This window comes from Rhodococcus sp. PSi06 (assembly GCF_054960675.1).
Map to the genome: position 1 here is coordinate 458,930 of NZ_JBHNYO010000002.1, position 21,601 is coordinate 480,530.

At 61.7% G+C, this 21,601-nt stretch carries 19 protein-coding genes and 2 pseudogenes; 16 read left to right on the top strand and 5 right to left on the bottom strand.

The annotated features are described in order from the left end of the window. Positions 1-538 precede the first annotated feature (538 nt). The 10 genes and pseudogenes from ACFI9K_RS04545 to ACFI9K_RS04590 all read left to right on the top strand — a co-directional run bounded on the left by ACFI9K_RS04545 (position 539) and on the right by ACFI9K_RS04590 (position 10,751). A complete protein-coding gene (locus ACFI9K_RS04545; protein WP_462662429.1) occupies positions 539-1,348 on the top strand; it encodes an SDR family oxidoreductase in 810 nt (269 codons plus the stop codon). Next, the gene (locus ACFI9K_RS04550; protein ID WP_462662430.1) at positions 1,345-2,871 is read left to right on the top strand and encodes a flavin-containing monooxygenase; all 1,527 of its coding nucleotides are present in this window, start codon (positions 1,345-1,347) and stop codon (positions 2,869-2,871) included. Before ACFI9K_RS04545 ends, ACFI9K_RS04550 begins: the two co-directional genes overlap by 4 nt. After that, the gene (locus ACFI9K_RS04555; protein ID WP_462662431.1) at positions 2,868-4,502 is read left to right on the top strand and encodes a phytoene desaturase family protein; all 1,635 of its coding nucleotides are present in this window, start codon (positions 2,868-2,870) and stop codon (positions 4,500-4,502) included. The genes ACFI9K_RS04550 and ACFI9K_RS04555 overlap by 4 nt, the downstream gene beginning before the upstream one ends. A 170-nt stretch (positions 4,503-4,672) precedes the next feature. Next, complete coding sequence (locus ACFI9K_RS04560; protein ID WP_462662432.1) at positions 4,673-5,641, top strand: AraC family transcriptional regulator; 969 nt, start codon at positions 4,673-4,675, stop codon at positions 5,639-5,641. Between the two features lie 34 nt (positions 5,642-5,675). Continuing rightward, a pseudogene (locus ACFI9K_RS04565) lies at positions 5,676-6,244 on the top strand (transposase); the annotation flags it as partial. A gap of 257 nt (positions 6,245-6,501) precedes the next feature. Then, a complete protein-coding gene (locus ACFI9K_RS04570; RefSeq protein ID WP_462662433.1) occupies positions 6,502-7,977 on the top strand; it encodes a 2-hydroxymuconic semialdehyde dehydrogenase in 1,476 nt (491 codons plus the stop codon). 42 nt (positions 7,978-8,019) lie between these two features. Further along, positions 8,020-8,793, top strand: a complete 774-nt coding sequence (locus ACFI9K_RS04575; protein ID WP_462662434.1) for a 2-keto-4-pentenoate hydratase — start codon at positions 8,020-8,022, stop codon at positions 8,791-8,793. Further along, positions 8,790-9,233, top strand: coding sequence for a RidA family protein (locus ACFI9K_RS04580; RefSeq protein ID WP_462662435.1), 444 nt, complete (start codon positions 8,790-8,792; stop codon positions 9,231-9,233). Before ACFI9K_RS04575 ends, ACFI9K_RS04580 begins: the two co-directional genes overlap by 4 nt. Then, a complete protein-coding gene (locus tag ACFI9K_RS04585) occupies positions 9,230-9,751 on the top strand; it encodes a 3-hydroxyanthranilate 3,4-dioxygenase (protein WP_462662436.1) in 522 nt (173 codons plus the stop codon). The genes ACFI9K_RS04580 and ACFI9K_RS04585 overlap by 4 nt, the downstream gene beginning before the upstream one ends. A gap of 4 nt (positions 9,752-9,755) precedes the next feature. Continuing rightward, positions 9,756-10,751, top strand: a complete 996-nt coding sequence (locus ACFI9K_RS04590; RefSeq protein WP_462662437.1) for an amidohydrolase family protein — start codon at positions 9,756-9,758, stop codon at positions 10,749-10,751. 128 nt (positions 10,752-10,879) lie between these two features. Here ACFI9K_RS04590 and ACFI9K_RS04595 read toward each other — a convergent pair whose 3' ends face one another. Both ACFI9K_RS04595 and ACFI9K_RS04600 read right to left on the bottom strand, forming a co-directional pair. Continuing rightward, complete coding sequence (locus tag ACFI9K_RS04595; protein ID WP_462662438.1) at positions 10,880-11,818, bottom strand: LysR substrate-binding domain-containing protein; 939 nt, start codon at positions 11,816-11,818, stop codon at positions 10,880-10,882. Between the two features lie 143 nt (positions 11,819-11,961). Next, the gene (locus ACFI9K_RS04600) at positions 11,962-12,708 is read right to left on the bottom strand and encodes an IclR family transcriptional regulator (protein WP_462662439.1); all 747 of its coding nucleotides are present in this window, start codon (positions 12,706-12,708) and stop codon (positions 11,962-11,964) included. A 47-nt stretch (positions 12,709-12,755) separates the two neighbouring features. Between ACFI9K_RS04600 and ACFI9K_RS04605 the strand changes: the two genes are divergently transcribed. The 6 genes from ACFI9K_RS04605 to ACFI9K_RS04630 all read left to right on the top strand — a co-directional run bounded on the left by ACFI9K_RS04605 (position 12,756) and on the right by ACFI9K_RS04630 (position 18,596). Continuing rightward, a complete protein-coding gene (locus tag ACFI9K_RS04605) occupies positions 12,756-13,547 on the top strand; it encodes a 2-keto-4-pentenoate hydratase (protein ID WP_462662440.1) in 792 nt (263 codons plus the stop codon). A gap of 40 nt (positions 13,548-13,587) precedes the next feature. Next, complete coding sequence (locus ACFI9K_RS04610) at positions 13,588-14,535, top strand: acetaldehyde dehydrogenase (acetylating) (RefSeq protein WP_462662441.1); 948 nt, start codon at positions 13,588-13,590, stop codon at positions 14,533-14,535. Further along, a complete protein-coding gene (dmpG, locus tag ACFI9K_RS04615; RefSeq protein ID WP_462662442.1) occupies positions 14,532-15,578 on the top strand; it encodes a 4-hydroxy-2-oxovalerate aldolase in 1,047 nt (348 codons plus the stop codon). The genes ACFI9K_RS04610 and dmpG overlap by 4 nt, the downstream gene beginning before the upstream one ends. A 143-nt stretch (positions 15,579-15,721) precedes the next feature. Then, entirely contained in the window at positions 15,722-16,807 is a 1,086-nt protein-coding gene (locus ACFI9K_RS04620; protein WP_462662443.1) for an S-(hydroxymethyl)mycothiol dehydrogenase, read from the top strand. Positions 16,808-17,252: 445 nt separating this feature from the next. Then, positions 17,253-17,501 carry a DUF3263 domain-containing protein gene (locus ACFI9K_RS04625; RefSeq protein ID WP_462662444.1) on the top strand — a complete coding sequence of 83 codons (249 nt, stop codon included), beginning with the start codon at positions 17,253-17,255 and terminating at the stop codon, positions 17,499-17,501. A gap of 255 nt (positions 17,502-17,756) precedes the next feature. Then, on the top strand, positions 17,757-18,596 hold the full coding sequence (locus ACFI9K_RS04630) for a DNA-3-methyladenine glycosylase family protein (RefSeq protein ID WP_462662445.1): 840 nt from the start codon (positions 17,757-17,759) through the stop codon (positions 18,594-18,596). 74 nt (positions 18,597-18,670) lie between these two features. Here the strand turns inward: ACFI9K_RS04630 and ACFI9K_RS04635 are convergent. From ACFI9K_RS04635 to ACFI9K_RS04645, 3 genes and pseudogenes are all read right to left on the bottom strand, one after another. Continuing rightward, positions 18,671-18,865 (bottom strand): annotated as a pseudogene (locus ACFI9K_RS04635) (hypothetical protein); the annotation flags it as partial. A gap of 432 nt (positions 18,866-19,297) precedes the next feature. Continuing rightward, on the bottom strand, positions 19,298-19,753 hold the full coding sequence (locus ACFI9K_RS04640) for a hypothetical protein (protein WP_462662446.1): 456 nt from the start codon (positions 19,751-19,753) through the stop codon (positions 19,298-19,300). 793 nt (positions 19,754-20,546) lie between these two features. Next, a partial coding sequence (locus tag ACFI9K_RS04645; protein WP_462662447.1) for a COG4705 family protein occupies positions 20,547-21,601 on the bottom strand: 1,055 nt, incomplete at its 5' end.

Genomic DNA, 21,601 nt, shown 5'->3' on the forward strand with positions numbered 1-21,601 from the left:
ACCCTCTGGGGGATGAAGAAGCCAGCTGATGGGCCGCTCTGCTCAGGTTCCACACCTGAAACCTTGACCGACGGCCTCGGTCGGCGAGCGAGAACCCCGACACCGCGGCCTTCTACGAAGGGGTTCCGTTCCACCGCGTACATTTCAGTTTCATTTCTTGCAAGACGATCGAATACACTGGTGACCGTCAAACCCGTGCAGAGGCGACGCGCGGATTCTACGTCGACGGCGGAGCCGACAGCCCGCAACGACAGCCGCAGCAACGCTCCCAGTACATTCCGCGACTTACCGACCGTCGCCTGTGCGATCGCATTCTGCGTGCGCTGGACGGACCGTGGACGCCCGGCACGGTGAAGATTGCTTCTCACGGTCGCCGGATGTGTCCGTGCCCATGGCACGTAGGCACGGCTCTGGCGATCGGTGCGTCATCGGGACTATCCCTGCGCTTTTCGGATATTCCAGCCCCTTCGGTCTCCGTAATGTCCCTCGCTACCGAGGGCCCGCGAGTTGTGGCTCTCCAATCGCAAGGGAGGCCACCGTGACAACTGCAGACCTGACAGGACGCACGGCCATCGTCACCGGCGGAGCCACGCTGCTCGGGCGCGGAGTCGTACAGGTGCTCGCCGATCACGGCGCGTCCGTCGTCATCGCCGACATCGACGAAGAGAACGGAAGACTCGTCGCACGAGAAGCATCGAGTTCCGCGGTCACCTTTCGCCGAGTCGACGTCACCGACGATGCGGCATTGGCGGCTCTCGTCGCAGACACAGTCGCCGAGCACGGCGGCCTCGACATCGTGGTCAACCTGGCGGCGGTATACATCGACGACGGTTTCGCGACCACGCGTGCGGATTGGCTCACGGCTTTGAACGTCAACGTCGTGAGCATGGTTGCGCTGGTACAGGCAGCACACCCCCACCTGAAGGCGAGCCGACACGCGTCCGTCGTGAACTTCACGTCGATCTCGAGCTCGGTCGCGCAGACCGGTCGGTGGGTGTACCCAGCGGGTAAGGCTGCGATAGCACAGCTCACCCGATCGATGGCCATGGACCTTGCCCCCGACGGGATTCGAGTCAACTCGGTCAGCCCGGGCTGGACGTGGTCCGCAATCATGGACAACCTTTCCGGCGGCGACCGGGTCAAGACCGATCGGGTTGCCGCGCCGTTCCACCTCACCGGACGTGTCGGTGACCCCAGCGAAGTAGGCAATGTCGTCGCATTCCTCGCGTCCGATGCGGCCTCGGTCGTCACCGGAGCCGATTGGGCTGCTGACGGCGGGTACTCCGCGATGGGCCCTGAGCAAGCCACTCCAGCCATTCCCCTTCTCGCCGAACAGGATCCCTCATGAGCGTTCACCGCATCCATCCCGGCAAGACCATCGCGATCGTCGGTGCCGGGTTCGCCGGACTGTCCTCGGCTCGCGTACTGAGCGAATTGGGGCACGACGTCGTCGTGTACGAAAAGGCCCCCGACGTCGGTGGCGTGTGGAGCGCAACGCGTCGCTACCCAGGACTGAAGACGCAGAACAACAAGGGCACCTATGCGTTGTCCGAGATGCCGATGCCGAAGCACTACCCTGAATGGCCATCCGGCCAGCAAGTCCAGTCGTACCTCGAAAACTACGCTCGCACCTTCGATCTGATGGATCGCGTGCACTGTGACACCGAGGTGATCGACGCCTCCCCGACCCCCACCGGTGGCTGGGACGTCACCACGAAGCGTACGGATGCAGCGGTTCACGGAGACGAGCCGATCACCAACACCGAGCACGTCGACCATCTGATTCTCGCCAGCGGCATCTTCTCCGAACCTTTCGTTCCGGCCTTCGAGGGTGCAGACGTCTTCCTCGCGGCCGGAGGCCAGATCTTCCCCGCGGGGGACCTACACAGCCTGGATCAGGTGGACGGCAAGAACGCAATCATCGTCGGATACGGCAAGTCCGCGTGCGACATCACCGTCGAGGTGTCGAAAGTCGCGGCCTCTACCACCGTGGTCGCACGCGAACTGCTGTGGAAGTTGCCCCGGAAAATTCGTAACGTCGTCAACTACAAGTTCATCATGTTGACTCGACTCGGCGAGGGCCTGTTTCGTTACCACTCCGTGAACGGCGTCGAAAGAGTGCTCCACGCAGCCGATTCGACGATCGCCGACTCGATGGTGTCCAGCGTCGGAAGCGTCACCACCAAACAGCTCGGACTCGAGAAGCTCGGTCTGATCCCGCAGGGTACGTTCGCCGACATCGCACGGTCGACGGTCTCCCTCGTGTCGGAGGGATTCTTCGAGGGAATCGCCGACGGGTCGATCGACGTGTGCCGCGAGACCACTATCGTGCGTCTGCTGGAGAAGGACGGATACCCGCAGGCCGAATTGTCCGACGGTACGGTGATCCGGGCGGATGTCGTGCTCGCAGCTACCGGTTGGAAGCAGAACATCCCGTTCCTGTCCCCAGATGTGCTGCGTCGGTTCACCGATGCCAACGGTGACTACGTTCTGCATCAGCAGATCCACCCCGTCGGGGTGCCGGATCTGAGTTTCGCCGGGTACAACTCCTCGTTCTTCTCGCCGCTGTCGGCAGAGACGTCCGCGCTGTGGATCGGTTCACTGCTCGGCGGCAATCACACACTTCCGTCGGATGACGAGATGCGGGCGACAGTTGCGAAACGCCTCGCCTGGATGCGCGAGCGTACCAACGGTAACCACGCACGTGGAACCAACATCATCCCATTCTCGGTGCACAACATCGATGAAACGCTGAACGACATCGGCATCAACGTATCGATGCTGACAAGGGCGAAGCAATGGCTGTGTCCGGTGAACCCGAGTGACTACCGTGGAATCGTGCAGACACTGAAGAAGCGGATCCACGGGTGACCACTCGCACGTTCGACGCCATTGTGGTCGGTGCAGGAATCAACGGAATGGTCGCTGCCGCAGAGCTAGCCGGCGCGGGATGGTCGGTCGCGTTGGTCGACGAGCGCGAGAAGTTGGGCGGGTTCATCGCCTCGGATTCGTCGACGCGTCCCGGTTTCGTACACGACACCTTCAGTTCGTGGCACCCCTTGTTCGTCACCGGTGGCGCGTACGCGACGCTCGGTGATGACCTGCACCGTCATGGCCTCACCTATTCCAACACCGACGGAGCTGTCACGGGCGCGGTGTCGGATCACGGTGTTGCAGTAGCACATCGAGACCCGATGCAGACTGCCGACAGCTTCGAGTACGCGCAGGATCGCGTGGCGTACGCAGCGATGCTAGCCCAGCTGGAGTCCTGGTCGCCGCATGTGTTCGGCGCCTTGGGCTCGGAACTGCGGCCGTTCGATCTCGCTCGACTTGGTGCATCGATGGCGCGCGCACTCGGCGTGGACGGCAGCATCGATATGTTGCGCGTCTCGGCGCAGAGCGGGCGCGCGCTGATCCGTGAGCGCTTTCGTGGTTTCGAGGCCGATCACCTCTGGTCTCCGTGGCTACTGCATGCCGGCCTGTCGCCCGACCATGCGACCGGCGGGCTGATGCTGCCGATCATGGCCTTCACCATGCACGCCGCCGGGCTCCCTGTGGTGACCGGCGGCGCGGACAACTTCGTGACCGCATTCGCGCGCGTGCTCGATGAGCGCGGAGTGACGGTGATACTCGGTGAATCCGTGCAGAACATCGAGGTTCGATCCGGTCGCGCCGTTGCCGTACATCTGGCCGACGAGAGACTGTCGGCAACACGGGCCGTACTGTCGTCGACGGCAACCCCCAGGCTCTACCACAAGCTGCTCGATCCAGCGGCCGTTCCTGCTGCGGGCAGGCGTGCGGCCGATCGGCATCGTCCGGGCCGGGCTGCGATGCAACTGCATTTCGCGCTGGACCGTCCCGTTCGGTGGTCCGATTCGCGACTGGACGAGGTGCCGCTGGTACACATCGGAAACGGGGCGTCCAGCACCGGAATCGCCTGCGCACAAGCCGAATCAGGTCTGCTTCCCGCAGCTCCCACGATCGTGGTCGGCCAACAATGCGTACTTGATCCGAGCCGGGCTCCCGCGGGCAAGGCCACCCTGTGGGTGCAACTTCAGGAACTACCGTTCACGCCGAAAGGTGATGCCGCGGGCACGATTTCGACGGACGGTACGTGGAGTACCGGCACGACGGCGGCATACGTCGATCGGGTCCTGGACTCGATCGAACGTTACGCACCGGGCCTGCGCTCGACCGTGTTGGATTCGTACTCCATTTCGCCGACAGCGCTGACGGCTGCGAACGCCAACGCCGTCGCAGGCGATCCCTACGGCGGTGCGGCCGAAATCGACCAATCACTGCTCGGGCGTCCCGGCACCGGCACGGGCCACCGAACCGGAATCGACGGCTTGTTCCACATCGGTGCATTCACACACCCCGGACCAGGCCTCGGGGGCGGCTCGGGTCACCTGGTTGCTCAGCAACTACTCACGCCGTCTCGTCGCTCACTCGGTGTACATCGCATCCGCGGCGCAATCGAGAAATTGTTGCCGAGACGATGACACTGCGTCAGTTGCGCCGTGCAGCGACGCAGCTCGGCGTGGCGCGACCGAACCGAAATGTCGACGCCGAAGGACGACAAAGATATCGTCGATTTTCGACGATCGATACACAGACGCAACATTGCTTGTCTATGATGGAGGTCACACTGCCACGGAAGGTGTGGACCATCATGCCCGCTCTGCTTCGCCGTCATCCGGTGCTCGCCACAGCCGACCTCGACGAGGCGCGCTCGTCGATCGGCCGAGCGTTCTGTCCGCATCGTCTGACGGCCGGGTCCCGTCGAGGCACCCTGTCGGTAGTACACAACGCGGCCTCCGTCGGCGGGGTCGGCATCAACTATCTCCGCTATGGACAGGACGTGCGCATCATCCCTGGTGCCTTCGAGTCCTTCTACCTCGTGCAGATTCCACTCAACGGCACCGCGCGAGTTCGGGTCGGCGATACCGTCGTGCAATCCGACCGACGGTTCGCTTCCTTACCGTCACCGACCCTGCACGTCGACATGGAATGGTCCGCCGAGTGCGAGCAGCTTCTCGTGCACATCCCGCGCGACGCAATACAGTCTGCCGCGCAGGCGGACCCCGGCGCTTCGTCCGAGTCTGTCGTGTTCCACCCACTGGTGGACATGAACTCACCCGCGATGGCGAGCTGGATGAGAATCGTCCACCTTGCCTGTGACGAGGCCGAACGGGAAACCGGCATCCTTTCCTCACCCCTGGCCGCGAGCCACTTCGAACAGGTTATTGTGACTGGACTTCTTGCAGCGCAACCGAACACCTCCACGCAGTCACCCCGACCGACGCAGACCGCACTGACGTCTCGGACCGTCCGTTGCGCACTGGACCTGATCAGCGAACAGCCCGAATACCCCTGGAAAGTTGCGGAATTGGCAAGCAGAGTGGGCGTGGGTCCGCGGACACTTCAAACCGCCTTTCGACGTGAACGTGGAACAACTCCGCTCGAGGAACTGCGCAGAGCACGCCTGGCACGAGCACACGCCGATTTACTCGACGCTGCTCCCGACGGCACCAGCGTCACCGAGGTTGCGACCAGATGGGGATTCTTTCACCTCGGCCGATTTTCACAGTTGTATCGCGCAGAATTCGGCCTGAGCCCGTCTCGAACTCTCGCGTCCTGACTGGGTTCAGCACGATTCATCAGTGTTCTCACTCGCCAGTGGACTCACCGGCAGCGAGAACCGGGTGGCGCGGTTGTGCTCACAAGAACGCATCTGGTCGGTTGTCGAAGAAGCGAGGTCTCAACGGGAAGGCCGGCCCACGACGACCTCGTCGACCGTCAGTTCACCGCACAGGCCGCGGACGAGATGCGGCTGACTCTCGTCACCGAACACCGCACCGACAGAGCTGAACTGCATCTCTGCGCGATCAAGGACGCGTGGTCGAACAGGATCTTCCGCTACTCGATCGACTACAGACCGAAAGCCTCGTTGGCGATGGGCGTATTCAATATTGTTGTGGCGCATCGAGGCTCAGCGGGGACGATCGTAGACTCGGACCAAGGTAGCCGGTTCCGATCCAGAAAGTTCATACATTCCCTTTGGCGCAGAGGGTTACGAGGTTCCATGGGGGCCGGGGCGTGCGGTGACAATGCCACGATGGAGTCGTTCCTCGCACTCGTGCAGAAGAACGAGCTGGACCGCCAGCGTTGGTCGACTCGCGAGCAACTCCGGCTTGCGATGGCGACATGGATCGAGAAGACCTACCAGCGAGCACGCTGTCAATGACAGTCTCGGCTGACATACCAGGATTGGAATAGGCGCAACAGAAAGTTGCATTGGTCAAAACATATTGCAGGTATCAATATTGAATCAACTCGGACCGATCTCGACGCCGTCACGCCACAAGGCGCTGAGCCGGCATCGAAACATGGGAATGGCGAGAACGACTGCCCTGCATGCACCTACGTTCCGGGCAGCGCCAGCAAATCTCGACACAAGCGATGATTCTCAACACGTGACAGAGCGGAAACTAGTTGACCATGGCCTCAAAATGTGACGGTTGGATTCGCAATTACGTCGACGGCTCCTATGTCGAACCTGATGAGGCTTCGAGCTTCGATCAGGTCGACCCTGCAACGGGTCGCGTGCTCGGACGGGTCCACGAGGCCGACAAAGCTTTGGTCGACCGGGCCGTGACTTCCGCCAGACGTGCCCTGGACAACGGTTGGTCCGACACTCCTGTGCGAGAGCGAACTGCACTGCTACGGCGTGCCGCCGATCGGATCGAGGAGCGGTTCGAGGAGTTCGTGGCCGCAGAAATGGCGGACACCGGCAAGCCGATCACACAGGCACGAGAACTCGACGTGGCGCGTGCCCTGACGAACTTCCGAACCTTTGCCGACGTCGTCGCCGCCGCCGGCCAAGAATCTTTCGTCACCGACCTCGCCGGGGGTAAACAGGCGCTGAACTATGCGATCCGTAAGCCGCTCGGTGTAGTCGCAGTGATCGTTCCGTGGAATTTGCCACTGCTTCTGCTGACCTGGAAGGTTGCGCCAGCTCTGGCGTGTGGGAATTCCGTGGTAGTCAAGCCCTCCGAGGAAACGCCGGCGACGGCGTCCCTGCTCGCAGAGGTGCTCGAAGAAGTCGGGCTGCCTCGCGGCGTCTACAACGTCGTACATGGCTTCGGCGGGAACTCCGCTGGGGAGTTTCTGACCACACACCACGGCATCGACGGAGTCACCTTCACGGGGTCCTCGGCAACAGGGTCGAGCGTCATGAAAACCGTTGCGCCGCGTGTTCGTCCCGTCTCGTTCGAACTCGGCGGCAAGAACGCTGCCATTGTGTTCGACGACGTGGATATCGAGGAAGCACTGACCGGCCTCACCAAATCGGTGTTTGCCAATACCGGCCAGGTCTGTCTGTGCACCGAGCGGGTATACGTACAGCGAAGCATCTTCGATGACATCGCCGGCGGGCTCGTGGAACGGGCTGCAGCACTGAATCTCGGCGACCCGGCGCTCGATACTACGACCACGGGTCCGCTGATTTCGCAGGCGCACCGGAAAAAGGTCCTGAACTACTTCGAGATCGCTGAGCAAGAAGGCGCGAAAGTGCTTACCGGCGGAAGTATTCCAAATCTTGGACAGAATCTGTCGGGCGGATCCTGGATCGAACCCACTCTGTGGACAGGCCTGACGAACAACGATCGCACCGTTCGCGAGGAAATTTTCGGACCCGTCGCGGCGCTCATTCCGTTCGAGACGGAAGCCGAAGCGATCGGTCTGGCGAACGACACCGAGTACGGTCTGGCAGCCTCCGTCTGGACCAACGACCTGCGTCGCGGTCACCGCGTCGCGCAGAGGATGAACGTTGGAATCTCCTGGGTGAACACATGGTTCACACGCGAACTGAGATCACCGTTCGGCGGTATGGGGTTGTCGGGCATCGGACGTGAAGGTGGCGAGTCCTCGCTGCACTTCTACACCGAACCCACGAATGTCTGCGTACAACTATGAAGATCCAAGCCGTAGAAAATGTGCAGAAATGAGCGAGGCGTCATGACAGCCCTGGAAAACACCGAAACCACGCTTGCACGTCGCCTCGACGACGCTCAACGGCGAATAATCGACACCCCGAGCCTCGCCGACGATCACACGATTGATATCGACCAGGCCTACAGGATCCAAAACGAGCTCCTCGGACGACGCACCGAGCGTGGTGAATCGATTGTGGGCATCAAGCTCGGCTTCACGAGCGAGGCGAAGATGGCCCAGATGGGCGTCTCCGAGGTCATCGTCGGTCAGCTGACCGACGCGATGTGCGTGGATGACGGCGGCGAAGTGGACCTATCGGAATTCATTCATCCTAAGATCGAACCCGAAGTGGCATACCGGCTGACGACAGACGTCGATATCGACGACCCGAACGTCGACATCGAAACCTGCGTCGACGCGGTGGCTCCGGCAATGGAAATCATCGACTCGCGTTACCGCGACTTCCGCTTCACCTACACCGATGTCGTCGCTGACAACACCAGTGCTGCGGGGTACGTGATCGGGCCCTGGCTACCGTTGCAGAACGTCGCTGATCGTTCCGTCCGTATGGAAGTCGGAGGCGAGACGATTCTGGGTTCCACGTCAGCGATTCTGGGAGATCCAGCACGCGCTCTCCATGCGTTGCTCGACATCGCTCGGCGGCGCCGAATTCCATTGCGCGCCGGCAATGTCATTTTGGCCGGCGCTGCCACGGCAGCTGTGCGACTGGACGAGGGCGTCGCGCAGTGCAGCATCGATGGCCTCGGAACCGTCACAGTGATCGGTGTGAGGCAATGAGCGGCGCGCAGGTCATCGAGAAGATGGCAAAACCTCGCGGAAAGTTTCCACATGTGAAGGTGGTCGGTGACTTCGTCTATGTGTCCGGCACCAGTTCGCGGCGGCGCGACAACACCTTTGCCGGCGTCGAGGTCGATGAGCTCGGGACGACAGCGCTCGACATTCGCGAGCAGACCCGCGCTGTTATCGAAAATATCGAGTCGATCCTCGCGGAAGTGGGCGGGGTTCTCAGTGATCTGGTTCAGGTCACTTCGTACCTTGTGTCGATGAACGACTTCGGTGGATACAACGAGGTGTACGCCGAGTGGTTCGACGAGGACGGTCCGACCAGAACGACTGTGGCGGTTCACCAACTCCCGCACCCGCACTTGCTCATCGAAATTTCCGGCGTGGCCTACGTGCCCGCCGCGAAGCGCCCAGAATTGGAGACCCCATCATGACCACAATTCCTCCAGTCATCGACTTCACCAAGTGGATCAACGAGAATCGCCACCTCTTGCAGCCGCCTGTCAACAATCAAACGATGGCGTTGGGCGACGACTTCATCGTGCAGGTCGTCGGTGGCCCCAATCAGCGGACCGACTACCACCTCGACCCCTACGAGGAATGGTTCTACCAGCTCGAAGGCGACATACACGTCAACCTCATGACGGACGACGGCCCCCGTCGTGTCGACATCAGTGAAGGGGAAACCTGGTTGCTGCCCGGAAATGTCCCTCACTCGCCACAGCGCCCTACCGTGGGCTCGATCGGCCTTGTCATCGAACGTGTCCGCAGAGAAGGCACCCTCGAGAAGTTCCAGTGGTATTGCCTGGAATGTCATCACAAAATTCACGAGGTCGAACTTCAGGTACGCGACATCGTGTCCGACCTGCCACCGGTCTTCGTCAAGTTCTACGAGAGCGACGAGGCTCGTACGTGTGACAAGTGCGGCACGCTCCATCCCGGTAAGGGCTGAACACATGACCAACCTGATCGATATCCACACCCACTACGTTCCCAACGGGTGGCCGGACTTGACCGACGATGCGGGGGCGCAAGCACCTTGGTTGAGGGTCGAGTCCGAAACCGAAGCCATGATCATGATGGGAACCAGAGAGTTTCGACGTATTCAGTCCGATGCATGGGATGCCGAGGTGCGGCTTCGCGACATGGACGCCGATGGCGTCCATACGCAGGTCGTATCGCCGACGCCCGCGTTTTTCAATTACGGTCGAAGCGGCGAGCAGGCGAGTCGCATTGCTCGGATCTTCAATGACCTCGCATTGGACATCGTCGAGCCGGCAACTGATCGGTTGATCCCTTTCTGCCAGGTGCCTTTACAAGACACCGATGCCGCGTGCCGTGAACTGGAGCGCTGCGTTGCGAACGGGCACCGCGGGGTCGAGATCGGTAATCATGTCGGCGACCTGGATCTCGACAGCGACGGCGTGGTGACGTTCCTGCAGCACTGTGTGTCGCTGGACGTGCCAGTCTTCGTGCACCCATGGGACATGGCCAGCTCTCCGCGTCTGGATCGGTGGATGGCGCAGTGGCTCACCGCGATGCCGGCCGAAACGCACCTGTCGATACTTGCGCTGATTCTGGGAGGTGTGTTCGACAGGATCGACGACCGTCTCAAGATCGGCTTTGCCCACGGTGGAGGGTCTTTCGCGTTCTGGTTGGGCCGGATGGAGAACGCTTGGCATGGGCGGAACGACATCATCGGTACATCGGAATTTCCGCCCTCGCATTACGTAGGGAGATTTTACGTGGACTCAGTCGTCTTCGACGAGCGTGCGTTGCGGCTGTTGGTCGACACAATCGGAGTGGACCGAGTGATGGTGGGCAGCGACTACCCGTATCCCCTCGGCGAACGTCCGGTCGGTGAGGTGGTGCGCAAGAGCGAGTTTCTGACCGAGTCCGGGCGTCACATGATTGCGAGAGGAAACGCTGAACGTTTCCTCGGCCTGGTCTGAGATTTCTGGGCTGAAAGAACACCGCTGAATCGTTCCCCACCGATCTCGATCGGTGACGATCGAGTTACGTGTTGCGCTTAATTCGTGGACAACAGGCTCGTGCATCCAAGTAGCTGATCGAAGCGGAATCAGCTTTCGAGCCGGGGGCTGGCAATGTCGTCGGCTGTCTTATGCAATCGAGCCACCAAAGCATCAGCGGAAGGGTTGAGCGGACGATTGACTGCCAGAGTCAAACCCACTCTGTGTGATATCTGATCCAATGTGACTGGAAGTGTAGTCAGGCGCGTATCAGCACGAGGAATGAGGCTCGGCAAGGCCGCAACCATATCCGTTTCCAGCAGGAGTTGCCTCACTGTCAGGAATGACGTTGCATCGACACGATTTGTTGGCAGTTGCATATCGTTCCGTGCGAAGAACTCTTCCAGCTCGCTACGGAGTGCAGTCTCGACGCCGGGAAAGATCCATGGGTAGCCTGCGGTATCCGAGAATTTGACTTCCTTCAATTCTGTCAACGGATGGTCGACACGAGTGACCAGTCGTACTGATTCACTGTAAAGAGTAATACGGATGACCCGCGAGTCGGAATGAGATGTCAGTCTGCCGACGATTAGATCTACTTTCCCAGCTTCGAGTTCGGCTAGCAATACTTCCGGTGTGCCTTCACGTACGATTACTGTCAGTTGCGGACGTTCGGTCTTGAGTGTTGCAATAGCTCTGGGCAGCAATATATTTGATCCAGCTAGATGTGAACCCACAACCACGGTTCCACGATCGGCATCGGCGAGTTCTGCGATGTGTTTCTGCGCTTGGACGAGCTGGGCGAGCACCGCCCTTGCATGCTGCGTGAAGGCCTGACCATAAATCGTTGGGCGCACTCCCCGAGGGCCACGCTCATACAACGTCACACCGAGAATCGATTCCAGCTCATGTAGGCTCCGAGTGGCTACGGGCTGCGTGATGTGCAGGAATCCGGCCGCCCCTACAACTGTGCCCAATCTTGTCACCGCGTCCACAAGTAACAAGTGTTTGATCTTCAGCCGACCATCCAGCAAGCGGGGTTCGTCCACATAGCGAGCGTACCCCTGGAGCGACATCGAAGAACGCCCTTAACGCGGGCACTCATCATTCTTCTGCCACTCGAATCAAGCCGATTCGGCGTTGCTCGCGGCGACTCCCAGCGAGGTCACGCCGTGCAAGCCGAACTCGGGAGTCACTCGGCAGAGGCACGTGCAATCGATCGCCCCAAGGCCAAAGTGGCAGTCCGGACAGCGGGGGCCAGCAGTTCGGGATTGAAGCTCGCCTTGGGAACCGATACCGAGATTGCGGCAACAGCCTTCTTCGAGACAAGTATTGGTGCAGCAAGGCAGCAACCACCGAGGGCAGCTTCCTCACGCTCGATGGCGACACCCGTACGTCGTATCGAATCGAGCTCCCTGGAAAGAACTCGAGCGTCGGTAATCGAATGCGGGGTGAAGCGTCGGAATGGACGGGCGAAAATCTCGTTCTGCACCGCAGGGTCCTCCGATGCCAATAGCGCCTTCCCGACGGCAGTGCACGTAAGCGGTAATCGGCCACCGATCTGAGAGGGCAATGGAAGTGAAGAGTGACCGTGAATCTTTTCCACGTACACAGCGTCGTGACCGTCGCGTACCGCGAGGTGCACGGTTTGTTCGGTCACCGCGAACAGATCTTGCATGAACGGCAGCGCAGCGGTGCGAAGGCGGTATTTGAGACCGACTCGCTCACCTAGCTCGAACAGCGACATTCCAAGCTCGAATGTTCTACCAACACGGATGATCCAACCCAATTCCGCCAGGTCGACCAATAGACGGTGCGTCGTCGAACGAGGCAATCCGGTGCGAGTGGACACCTCGGCAAGCGTCAGAGCACAGCCCCCGGGAAATGCCTCCAAGATCAACGCCGAACGCTGTAACACCGACATGTCGTCCCGTTTCATGGGACGAATCCTATCCACGATGACCGAGTGAGAATAGCGTGAATTACATGACCACCGTCGAACAACATACGATCAGCGAAGCGGCCGACCGTCTGGCCGAAGCCGCCACGACGGCCACGCCGTGTGCTCCGGTCCGGGACCTCATCGGACGCGACGACATCGACGCCGCCTACCGTATCCAATCACGCAACATCGACGCACTCCTTGCAGCCGGTCGCACCGTCGTCGGCCGAAAGATCGGGCTGACCTCTCCCGCCGTGCAGAAACAGCTCGGGGTCGATCAACCCGACTTCGGAGTGCTGCTCGACGATTTCGATGTCTCCGGTGACGGCCCCGTCGATTCTGCCCGGCTGCTGCAACCGCGCATCGAAGCCGAGATCGCATTCATCCTGTCCTCCGACATCGACGAGAAGATCAGCGCAGCACAAGCGCCATCGTTCGTCGACCGGGTGTTCGCATCGTTCGAGATCGTCGACAGCCGGATCACGGGCTGGGATATCAGCTTGGCCGACACAGTCGCCGACAACGCATCGTCGGGCCTGTACGTGTTGGGGAAGAGCATCTCTCGCGCCGACGCACCCGACCTCGCCGACGTCACCATGACCATGACCGCGGACGGTGAACAGGTTTCTGCCGGTAAGGGCTCGGATTGCCTGGGTAGCCCCTGGGCGGCGCTGGTGTGGTTGGCCAACACCAGCCTGTCCTACGGATCACCGCTGCGTGCCGGTGAAGTGATCCTCTCCGGTGCCTTGGGTCCGATGGTTGCTGTGACACCTGGCTCGACGTACACCGCATCCATATCCGGAATCGGCGACGTCACAGCGACATTCACCGCGTGATCGACGACGGACGAACCCCCACCCAGAATCGAAGGACATCATGAGCAAGACCAAAGTAGCGGTGATCGGATCCGGCAACATCGGCACCGACCTCGTCATCAAGTTGAAGCGTGTAGCCACGAACGTCGAAATCGCGGTGCTGGTCGGAATCGACCCTGCCTCCGACGGTCTCGCACGAGCACGCCGCCTGGGTATCAGCACCGTGGACTCGGGAGTGCAGGGCCTGATCGATCACCCCGACTTCGCCGACATCGACATCATCTTCGACTCGACCTCGGCCACAGCGCATGTCGCCAACGAAGAAGCCCTGCGGCCCCACAACAAGCGGCTGATCGACCTCACTCCTGCCGCGATCGGACCGTACGTCGTCCCCGCAGTCAACCTCGACGAGCATCTGGGTGCGCCCGATGTGAACATGGTGACCTGCGGTGGACAGGCGACCATCCCGATCGTCGCCGCGATCTCGGCCGTGACACCGGTCCATTACGCCGAGATCGTCGCCTCGATCGCCTCGAAATCGGCTGGCCCCGGCACCCGCGCAAACATCGACGAGTTCACCGAAACCACCTCCGAGGCAATCGAAAAAGTCGGCGGAGCGGCCCGAGGCAAAGCCATCATCGTCCTCAACCCGGCCGAGCCGCCGGTGATCATGCGCGACACGGTTCTCGCGCTGGTATCGAACCCCGATCAGGACGCCATCCGTCGATCCGTTCTGGACATGGTTGCCAAGGTCGCGGCCTATGTCCCCGGCTACCGGCTCAAGCAGGAAGTGCAATTCACCCAACTCGACGACGCCGAATCCGTCGCCACCTTGACCGGCGGCGTCGACAAGGGGCCTGGCCTGTGGAAGGTCTCGGTGTTCCTCGAAGTCGAAGGTGCCGCGCACTACCTGCCCGCGTACGCCGGCAACCTCGACATCATGACCTCCGCCGCCCTACAGGTCGCAGAGAAGATCGCAGAGAACAAGTCCTTGGAGGCGGCACGATGACCGAAACCACGAAGCGCCCGAACGCCACAGACGGTGCCGCCCTGTACATCCAGGACGTCACCCTGCGCGACGGCATGCACGCGATGCGGCACCGCATCAGTCCCGACAACGTCGCCCGCATCGCCAGCGCCCTCGACAGCGCAGGCGTCGACGCCATCGAGGTCACACACGGTGACGGCCTCGCCGGCCACAGCCTGACCTACGGGCCCGGCAGCAACACCGACTGGGAGTGGATCGAAGCTGCAGCCTCGGTGGTGCACCGAGCCAAACTGACCACCCTGCTCCTCCCCGGGGTGGGGACGGTGAAAGAGCTCGAGCACGCCTTCAAGCTCGGTGTCACTTCGGTCCGAGTGGCGACGCACTGCACCGAAGCCGACGTCTCCGCCCAGCACATCGGCAAAGCCCGCGAACTCGGTATGGACGTGTCCGGATTTTTGATGATGTCCCATCTCGCCGAGCCCGAACAGCTTGCTGCGCAGGCGAAGTTGATGGAATCGTATGGCGCACACTGCGTGTACGTCACCGACTCGGGCGGTCGGTTGACGATGAACGGTGTCCGCGACCGCGTGCGCGCCTACCGGGATGTCCTCGACGCCGACACCCAGATCGGTATCCACGCGCACCAAAATCTGTCGCTGTCGGTCGCCAACTCTGTTGTAGCGGTCGAAGAGGGAGTCACCAGAGTCGACGCATCTCTCGCCGGTCACGGTGCCGGTGCCGGTAACTGCCCGATCGAGCCGTTCATCGCCGTCGCCGACCTGCACGGATGGAAGCACAATTGTGATTTGTTCGGGTTGCAGGACGCGGCCGACGACATCGTTCGCCCGTTGCAGGACAGGCCTGTTCAGGTCGACCGCGAAACACTGACCCTCGGATACGCCGGGGTCTACTCCAGCTTCCTCCGTCACGCAGAGGCTGCAGCGAAGCAGTACGGACTCGACACCCGAGCGATCCTCCTCGCCGTCGGTGAACGCGGACTCGTCGGCGGACAAGAAGACCTCATCACCGACATCGCGCTCGACCTCGCAGCATCCAAGGGCTGAGTCGTCTATTTCGCTAATCCACCACCCAAGTACAAAAGCACCATCGAAAAATATGGACGAGACGCTGGCTCACAAGCCTGCGCAGTAGACCACCAGCAATGTCGATCGACTGTGAACAGGTCGTTCACCGACCAAGGAGATTCATGAGCACCAGGTGCAAGGGTGTCATCGCCCGTAGTAAGGACGCCGAAGTCGAGCTCGTCGACATCGTCATCCCCGACCCCGGCCCCCACGACGTCATCGTCAAAATCCAAGCCTGCGGGGTGTGCCACACCGACCTCACCTACCGCGAGGGCGGCATCAACGACGAATTCCCGTTCTTGCTCGGCCACGAAGCCGCCGGCATCGTCGACACCATCGGTGACGCTGTCACCCACGTTTCGGTCGGCGATTTCGTGGTCCTGAACTGGCGCGCGGTGTGCGGAGAGTGTCGCGCCTGCAAGCGCGGCCGCCCCTGGTACTGCTTCGACACCCACAATGCCTCACAGAAGATGACCCTCACCGACGGCACCGAACTCACCCCCGCCCTGGGAATCGGCTCGTTCGCCGACAAGACCCTCGTCCACGAAGGACAGTGCACCAAGGTCGACCCGACCGCCGACCCCGCCGTCGTCGGACTCCTGGGCTGCGGCGTCATGGCCGGGCTCGGAGCCGCAATGAACACCGGCAACATCGGCCGCGGAGACTCCGTTGCCGTCATCGGCTGCGGCGGAGTAGGCGACGCCGCCATCGCCGGGGCAGCTTTGGCCGGAGCGTCGATCATCGTTGCGATCGACCGCGACGATACAAAACTTGCTTGGGCAACAGAACTCGGTGCCACCCACACCGTCAATGCCTCGCTCGTCGAGCCAATCGACGCAGTAAAGAACCTCACCGGTGGACACGGTGCCGACGTCGTCATTGACGCCGTCGGACGCCCGGAGACCTGGAAACAGGCCTTCTACAGTCGCGATCTCGCCGGCACTGTCGTACTCGTCGGCGTCCCCACCCCCGACATGCGCGTCGAGATGCCGATGATCGACTTCTTCTCCCACGGAGGATCACTGAAGTCCTCCTGGTACGGCGACTGCCTCCCCGAACGTGATTTCCCCACCCTGGTGGACCTGCACATGCAAGGTCGACTCCCGCTGGAAAAGTTCGTCACCGAACGCATCGGACTCAGCGACATCGAACACGCCTTCCACCGCATGCACACGGGTCAAGTCCTCCGATCGGTCGTCGTCCTCTGAGCATCGAAACACTCTGCAGCAGGCGTTTGCGGATTCAACGAGTTGCCCGCCTGACAAAGTCCACATCGCGCTTCATCTGCAGCCGTTGACGAACGGTATGGGAAACATGCGCCGACATGAAATTCCGCACTGGGTCGGGACCCACGAGGAGCTGAAACGTTGTGCCCACATACCGGCAAATCCCTGAGGTCGACTTCACTCGGCGATGCCCATCGTGCGGTAACCGCTGCCAAGCAGAAGTGGTGCGGCGGGCAGTGACACCGACCGATAGCATCACCAGCGTTTATGCGGCATGCATGTCGTGCCAATGGGAAGGTGACGCGGACATGACAATTCGTTAGTGACAACGCAATTGCGCACGCTCGATCGACGCTCCTGACAGAGCAGCACGAAACTACATCCCCCGATCTCCATCAATCTGCTCAGTAAGAGGGAGTGACTTACCGTGGCAGCAGAATCAGAAGTTTCACGAGCAATGCTGGACTTCGCGTTGCGGTGGAGTCCCTACGGCGGAGGGAGGGACGAAGACATCCTTGTCGAGTTCGGCATCACCTCGCACGCGTTTTTCGAGCGCGTTCTCACGATGCTGGCCACACAGCCGAACGGTCTGGAGTCAAGGAAAGAGCGATTGATCAAGTCGGTAGCACTCGACCGACTCGGCCAGTTGCCTCGCCGAAGTGACCGGACCGCATAGCGCGCCTTGCATCGACGGCCGGAGCAAACGAACCCGATCTTCGCGGAGTGATTCAAGTTGGGCCGAGCGAGCATATCGAGGATCGAGTAGTGGGTAACTCATCCCGAGCGCACGCAGTACGACCTCTGTCCCGGCCCGCAATGCACTGGCAGCAACTTGGGTCAGATAGCCCAACCATGTGCTCCTTCCGCTTCCGCGTTCACCTACGCCAACCCCGACGGCTATGCCATCACCCAGCGCGACAAGGATTGATCCATGACTCGACTCGAGACGGTTCACGACATTGTCGGGCCTTGGTCGCTCGCCACCAGCAAGCAATTCTGGGAGGGCTTCACCCCGAACAGACTCGCAACACAGACTCAGGCCGCGGGCATCCACACCGCTTTTCTCTGCGATACCGACTGGCAGCGAGTCGATGCCGTCATCACCCAGGACGGGCCGTCTGCCCGCATCATCGTCGAGGGCCCGGGCGAGCTGGAAGCCGCAACCGAGCAGGTTCGTCGGCTGCTCTCGATAGACATCGACGGACGCGGCTGGCCCGACGTCGGGGGGCGCGATGAGGTCATTGCCGATGCACAGGCTCAGCTGAGCGGGTTCCGGCCCTGCGGCTTCTACTCCCCCTACGAAGCGGCCGCGTGGTCGGTGCTGACGCAACGCCTGGCGATACGGCAGGCGGCGGCAATCAAGACGCGGCTCACGCAGCAACTCGGCGACGACGGAGCATTCCCGGCTCCGGCCACCCTGCTTGCGGCGTCACTCGATTTGCCCGGACGCAAGGCCGAGTACCTGCACGCGGTCGCCGAGGCCGCTCTCGACGGCCAGCTGTCCGGCTCTTACCTGCGCTCGTTGCAGCCGACCTATGCGCTCGTGCAGGTGCAGCGCATTCTGGGGATGGGACCGTTCTCGGCCGAGCTCGTGGTGATTCGCGGGGCGAACTTCCCCGATGTGCTGCCGCGTAACGAGGGCCATTTGAAGGACGAAATCACCAAACGCTACGGCTCTGAACGCACGATCGACCAGATCACCGAGGCATGGAAGCCCTACCGCTCGTGGGCAGCAGTGCACCTCCGGGCGCTGAGGGCACTCGGGGAGTAGATCTCACTCCCCGATTGGGTCGCCAAGTTTTCGCTGTGGAGCCTTCCGACATCGCCGCAGAATACTCCAGGGGGTCAGTGACTCTGGGCGGTGAGCTTGTCGCGAATGAGGGTCGCTATCTCGGGGTTGATCCCCTGGACCGTCGATAGCAGATGTTCCTTCAGCGCGTGTACCGCGCCGCCCGGGTCTCTGGCCGTACATGCGGCGAGGATAGATTCGTGCTCTTTGCGTCGGATCGCAACCTCGGTTTTGTCGGCCAGTGAATGAGCTTGGTACCGCTCGCTGTTCTACCACGACGGGTCGATCGGTCGATCGCATCAACCAGCTCAAATCGGCCGCTCGATAAATCTGGTCAACGCTAACACCCGAAAGCACTGTCCTGGTCCACAAATCTGGATCCATATGGACTCCGGTGCCCCCAGTGGAACTCGAACCGACACTGTGCGGATTTTAAGTCCCTAGAAGTGGATTCGCATGAACTTCAATGGACCCTATATTTGTTTATTTGCAACACTTTTCGTACATCAACGTCCGAACCGGTCCATGCGCGAACGTACCGACTTGTGACACTCTCGTGACACCGAACTACCGCCGATCCTCCGACACCGGACAGTCCTGATCGGTGTCGGACAGCCACGGTATCGGGTGGACGGAGAGCGTCTTGAAGATCGACGCTCTGCGTGGACTTGCGACAACGAGAATCATTCGTCGCGAACCCGCATCACCCTCGAGTCAGCAGGAAAGTGCAACTGCGAGCCTGATCCTATTTGCGCATTTCGGCGTCGGATGGGCAGGTTTTCGCTACTGACATTGTGCGGCGGAAATTTCGCTGCCCGGATACCTCCTTGATCTGCCTCGTAGCCGAACCGCCGATACGATCCAGGCGGCGCCGCCCCGTTGAACAACCCCCGAGACCACAGCAGCAGCGCCAAGATCACGATCGGGGTCGCTACCGGTATGGCAGACCTCGCGATCTGCGAGGTCTCGTCTAGGCCGTAGAACACCGAACCCGTTGTGACACTGTCGATATAGCGCAACACCATGTTCAGAACGGCGAACCAGATCAGGATGCCTTGGGCGGTCACTGCTGTCCACCAGGCTCCGCGCCGGCCACGCCGCAGACCGTCCGCCACCGCCAACACGAATACGGTCGGCATGATCGCCAGCATTGGGGGACCGAACCCGGAAAGCCGGACGCAGCGAGACCTTCCCGGCATTCCCGCGGGTCCCCTCCCGCCGAGCACAGTGCCGGACGTCACCGACCGTGGCCTCGGATCCACCGAACACATCTTTCAAGCCGGCGAACGGGCCGATCGCACTGGGAGGCAGTGCCGCAAGGATGGGACCGATCGCACTGGCCGCCACCACGAGCGCAACCAGCAACCGACCCTCGCGTTGGGTACCTGCCACCGGTTGCCGCCGCGGAGCCCGGCCGAGCAGAAGAGGTCCCAGAAGCAACCCGGTCGACGCGGCCATGAGCCGGATGACGTCCTGCAGGTGGCCACCGAACAGAACCAGGGTGATCAACAAGGTCACCATCACCACCCGCACCCGCCATCGCCACAAGGTGCTCATCGAGACCGTGGAAACCATGACGACCCCCACGATCTAGGTGGGCCAGACTCGGTGCCCAGAGACCAGCCGAGAGCAGGGTCCACACACGGCCCTGCTGCAAGGACTCGCTCCCGACACCGACCTGAGTCAGCACCGGCCGCCCAGGACCGTGCCCCACACTCCCGGTGGCAAACCCTGCCGCCCACATCGCGGCCACGAACACTGCAGTCGCCGGCGCACGCAGCACGGTCTCACGTACGAACGCCACCGCCTCGTTCATGCGCCGCAGCGTGACCCGTACGGCTGAGCTGGCTGCGGCTGCCGGGCATTGCGGTCGGTCCAGGTCATGATCGCCGGTCGTCACAGCACTCGGGTACACCGCAACGCGTGGCTGCGTCACTGCAGGGCGGCTGCGAGGTCCGTCAGTGCAGCGGTCTCGGCGGCGGGGTCGGGAGTGTTGGAGCGGATTGCGGTGAGCACGATATCGATACGCGAGTCGAGAGCGGTCCACCCCGCGGCATCGAGCGGCTGCAACGTGGGTTGATCGTCGTCCCAGGTCGTTTCGAGCTTCTTCGCGGCAGTGTTCGCCTCGTCCTGCTGACCGGACCGAACGGCGGCGGCAGTGTCGTCGACGATCGAGCGGAGCTCGACTACGCGCTCAGTCGGGAACTGTGCGATCGCCTCCCCCGGCGCGAGATCGGTGATCGCAGCCCCCGAACCCTCCGCCTCACTTACCGGCGCTGTATGTGGCTGCGCGGACGCCCACGACAGCAGTCCCGCGGTGGCAACCACGACTGCCGCGAAGTAGACCAGCATCGTGCGCTCTCTGCGCGTGTCTGTGTCGACCGGTTCGGGCTCAACGCGGTGGTTCCCGATCACGTCTCGTTTCGTTCTCGTCAGGTACAGCACCGTGGCCAAAATCGCGACCAGGAACACGACGCTGGTGACGAATGTGCCCAGCCCGAGACCGTGCTCGGTGGTGGGCTGGGCGAACCAATCTCCGAGATTCGCACCCAATGGACGGGTGAGAATGTAGGCCAACCAGAACGCCAACACCGCGTTCGCACCGAGCCGCCATCCAACGACGACCGCCACGATCAGGCCGGCGGGCAGAAGTACCGACGTGCCCGGGCCCCATCCGGTGATGCTCAGCGTCCAATCGCCTGCCGCGGTACCGAGCGCGAAGGTCACCAGAATCGCCAACCAGTAGAACAGCTCTCGGGGCACGGTCACGATGCTGTGGATCGACAGAGTCCGCTCCCGCACGAACCACACCCCGAACACCACCGCCAACAACCCAGCGAACACCGACATACTCACCGCCAACGGAACACCACGACTGTCGGTGAGGATGTCGGTGTACAACGTTCCCGTGACACTGAGCACCACCACCGTCAGCCAGTACACGGCAGGCACGTACTTCGACAGCCAGATCTGAACCGCAAGCACCA

Coding starts and splice junctions, on each gene's coding strand:
- ACFI9K_RS04575 (WP_462662434.1), top strand. CDS start 8,020: ATGACAGCCCTGGAAAACACCGAAACCACGCTTGCACGTCGCCTCGAC.
- ACFI9K_RS04630 (WP_462662445.1), top strand. CDS start 17,757: ATGACTCGACTCGAGACGGTTCACGACATTGTCGGGCCTTGGTCGCTC.
- ACFI9K_RS04610 (WP_462662441.1), top strand. CDS start 13,588: ATGAGCAAGACCAAAGTAGCGGTGATCGGATCCGGCAACATCGGCACC.
- ACFI9K_RS04590 (WP_462662437.1), top strand. CDS start 9,756: ATGACCAACCTGATCGATATCCACACCCACTACGTTCCCAACGGGTGG.
- ACFI9K_RS04600 (WP_462662439.1), bottom strand. CDS start 12,708: ATGAAACGGGACGACATGTCGGTGTTACAGCGTTCGGCGTTGATCTTG.
- ACFI9K_RS04580 (WP_462662435.1), top strand. CDS start 8,790: ATGAGCGGCGCGCAGGTCATCGAGAAGATGGCAAAACCTCGCGGAAAG.
- ACFI9K_RS04560 (WP_462662432.1), top strand. CDS start 4,673: ATGCCCGCTCTGCTTCGCCGTCATCCGGTGCTCGCCACAGCCGACCTC.
- ACFI9K_RS04585 (WP_462662436.1), top strand. CDS start 9,230: ATGACCACAATTCCTCCAGTCATCGACTTCACCAAGTGGATCAACGAG.
- dmpG (WP_462662442.1), top strand. CDS start 14,532: ATGACCGAAACCACGAAGCGCCCGAACGCCACAGACGGTGCCGCCCTG.
- ACFI9K_RS04605 (WP_462662440.1), top strand. CDS start 12,756: ATGACCACCGTCGAACAACATACGATCAGCGAAGCGGCCGACCGTCTG.
- ACFI9K_RS04570 (WP_462662433.1), top strand. CDS start 6,502: ATGGCCTCAAAATGTGACGGTTGGATTCGCAATTACGTCGACGGCTCC.
- ACFI9K_RS04640 (WP_462662446.1), bottom strand. CDS start 19,753: ATGCCGACCGTATTCGTGTTGGCGGTGGCGGACGGTCTGCGGCGTGGC.
- ACFI9K_RS04620 (WP_462662443.1), top strand. CDS start 15,722: ATGAGCACCAGGTGCAAGGGTGTCATCGCCCGTAGTAAGGACGCCGAA.
- ACFI9K_RS04550 (WP_462662430.1), top strand. CDS start 1,345: ATGAGCGTTCACCGCATCCATCCCGGCAAGACCATCGCGATCGTCGGT.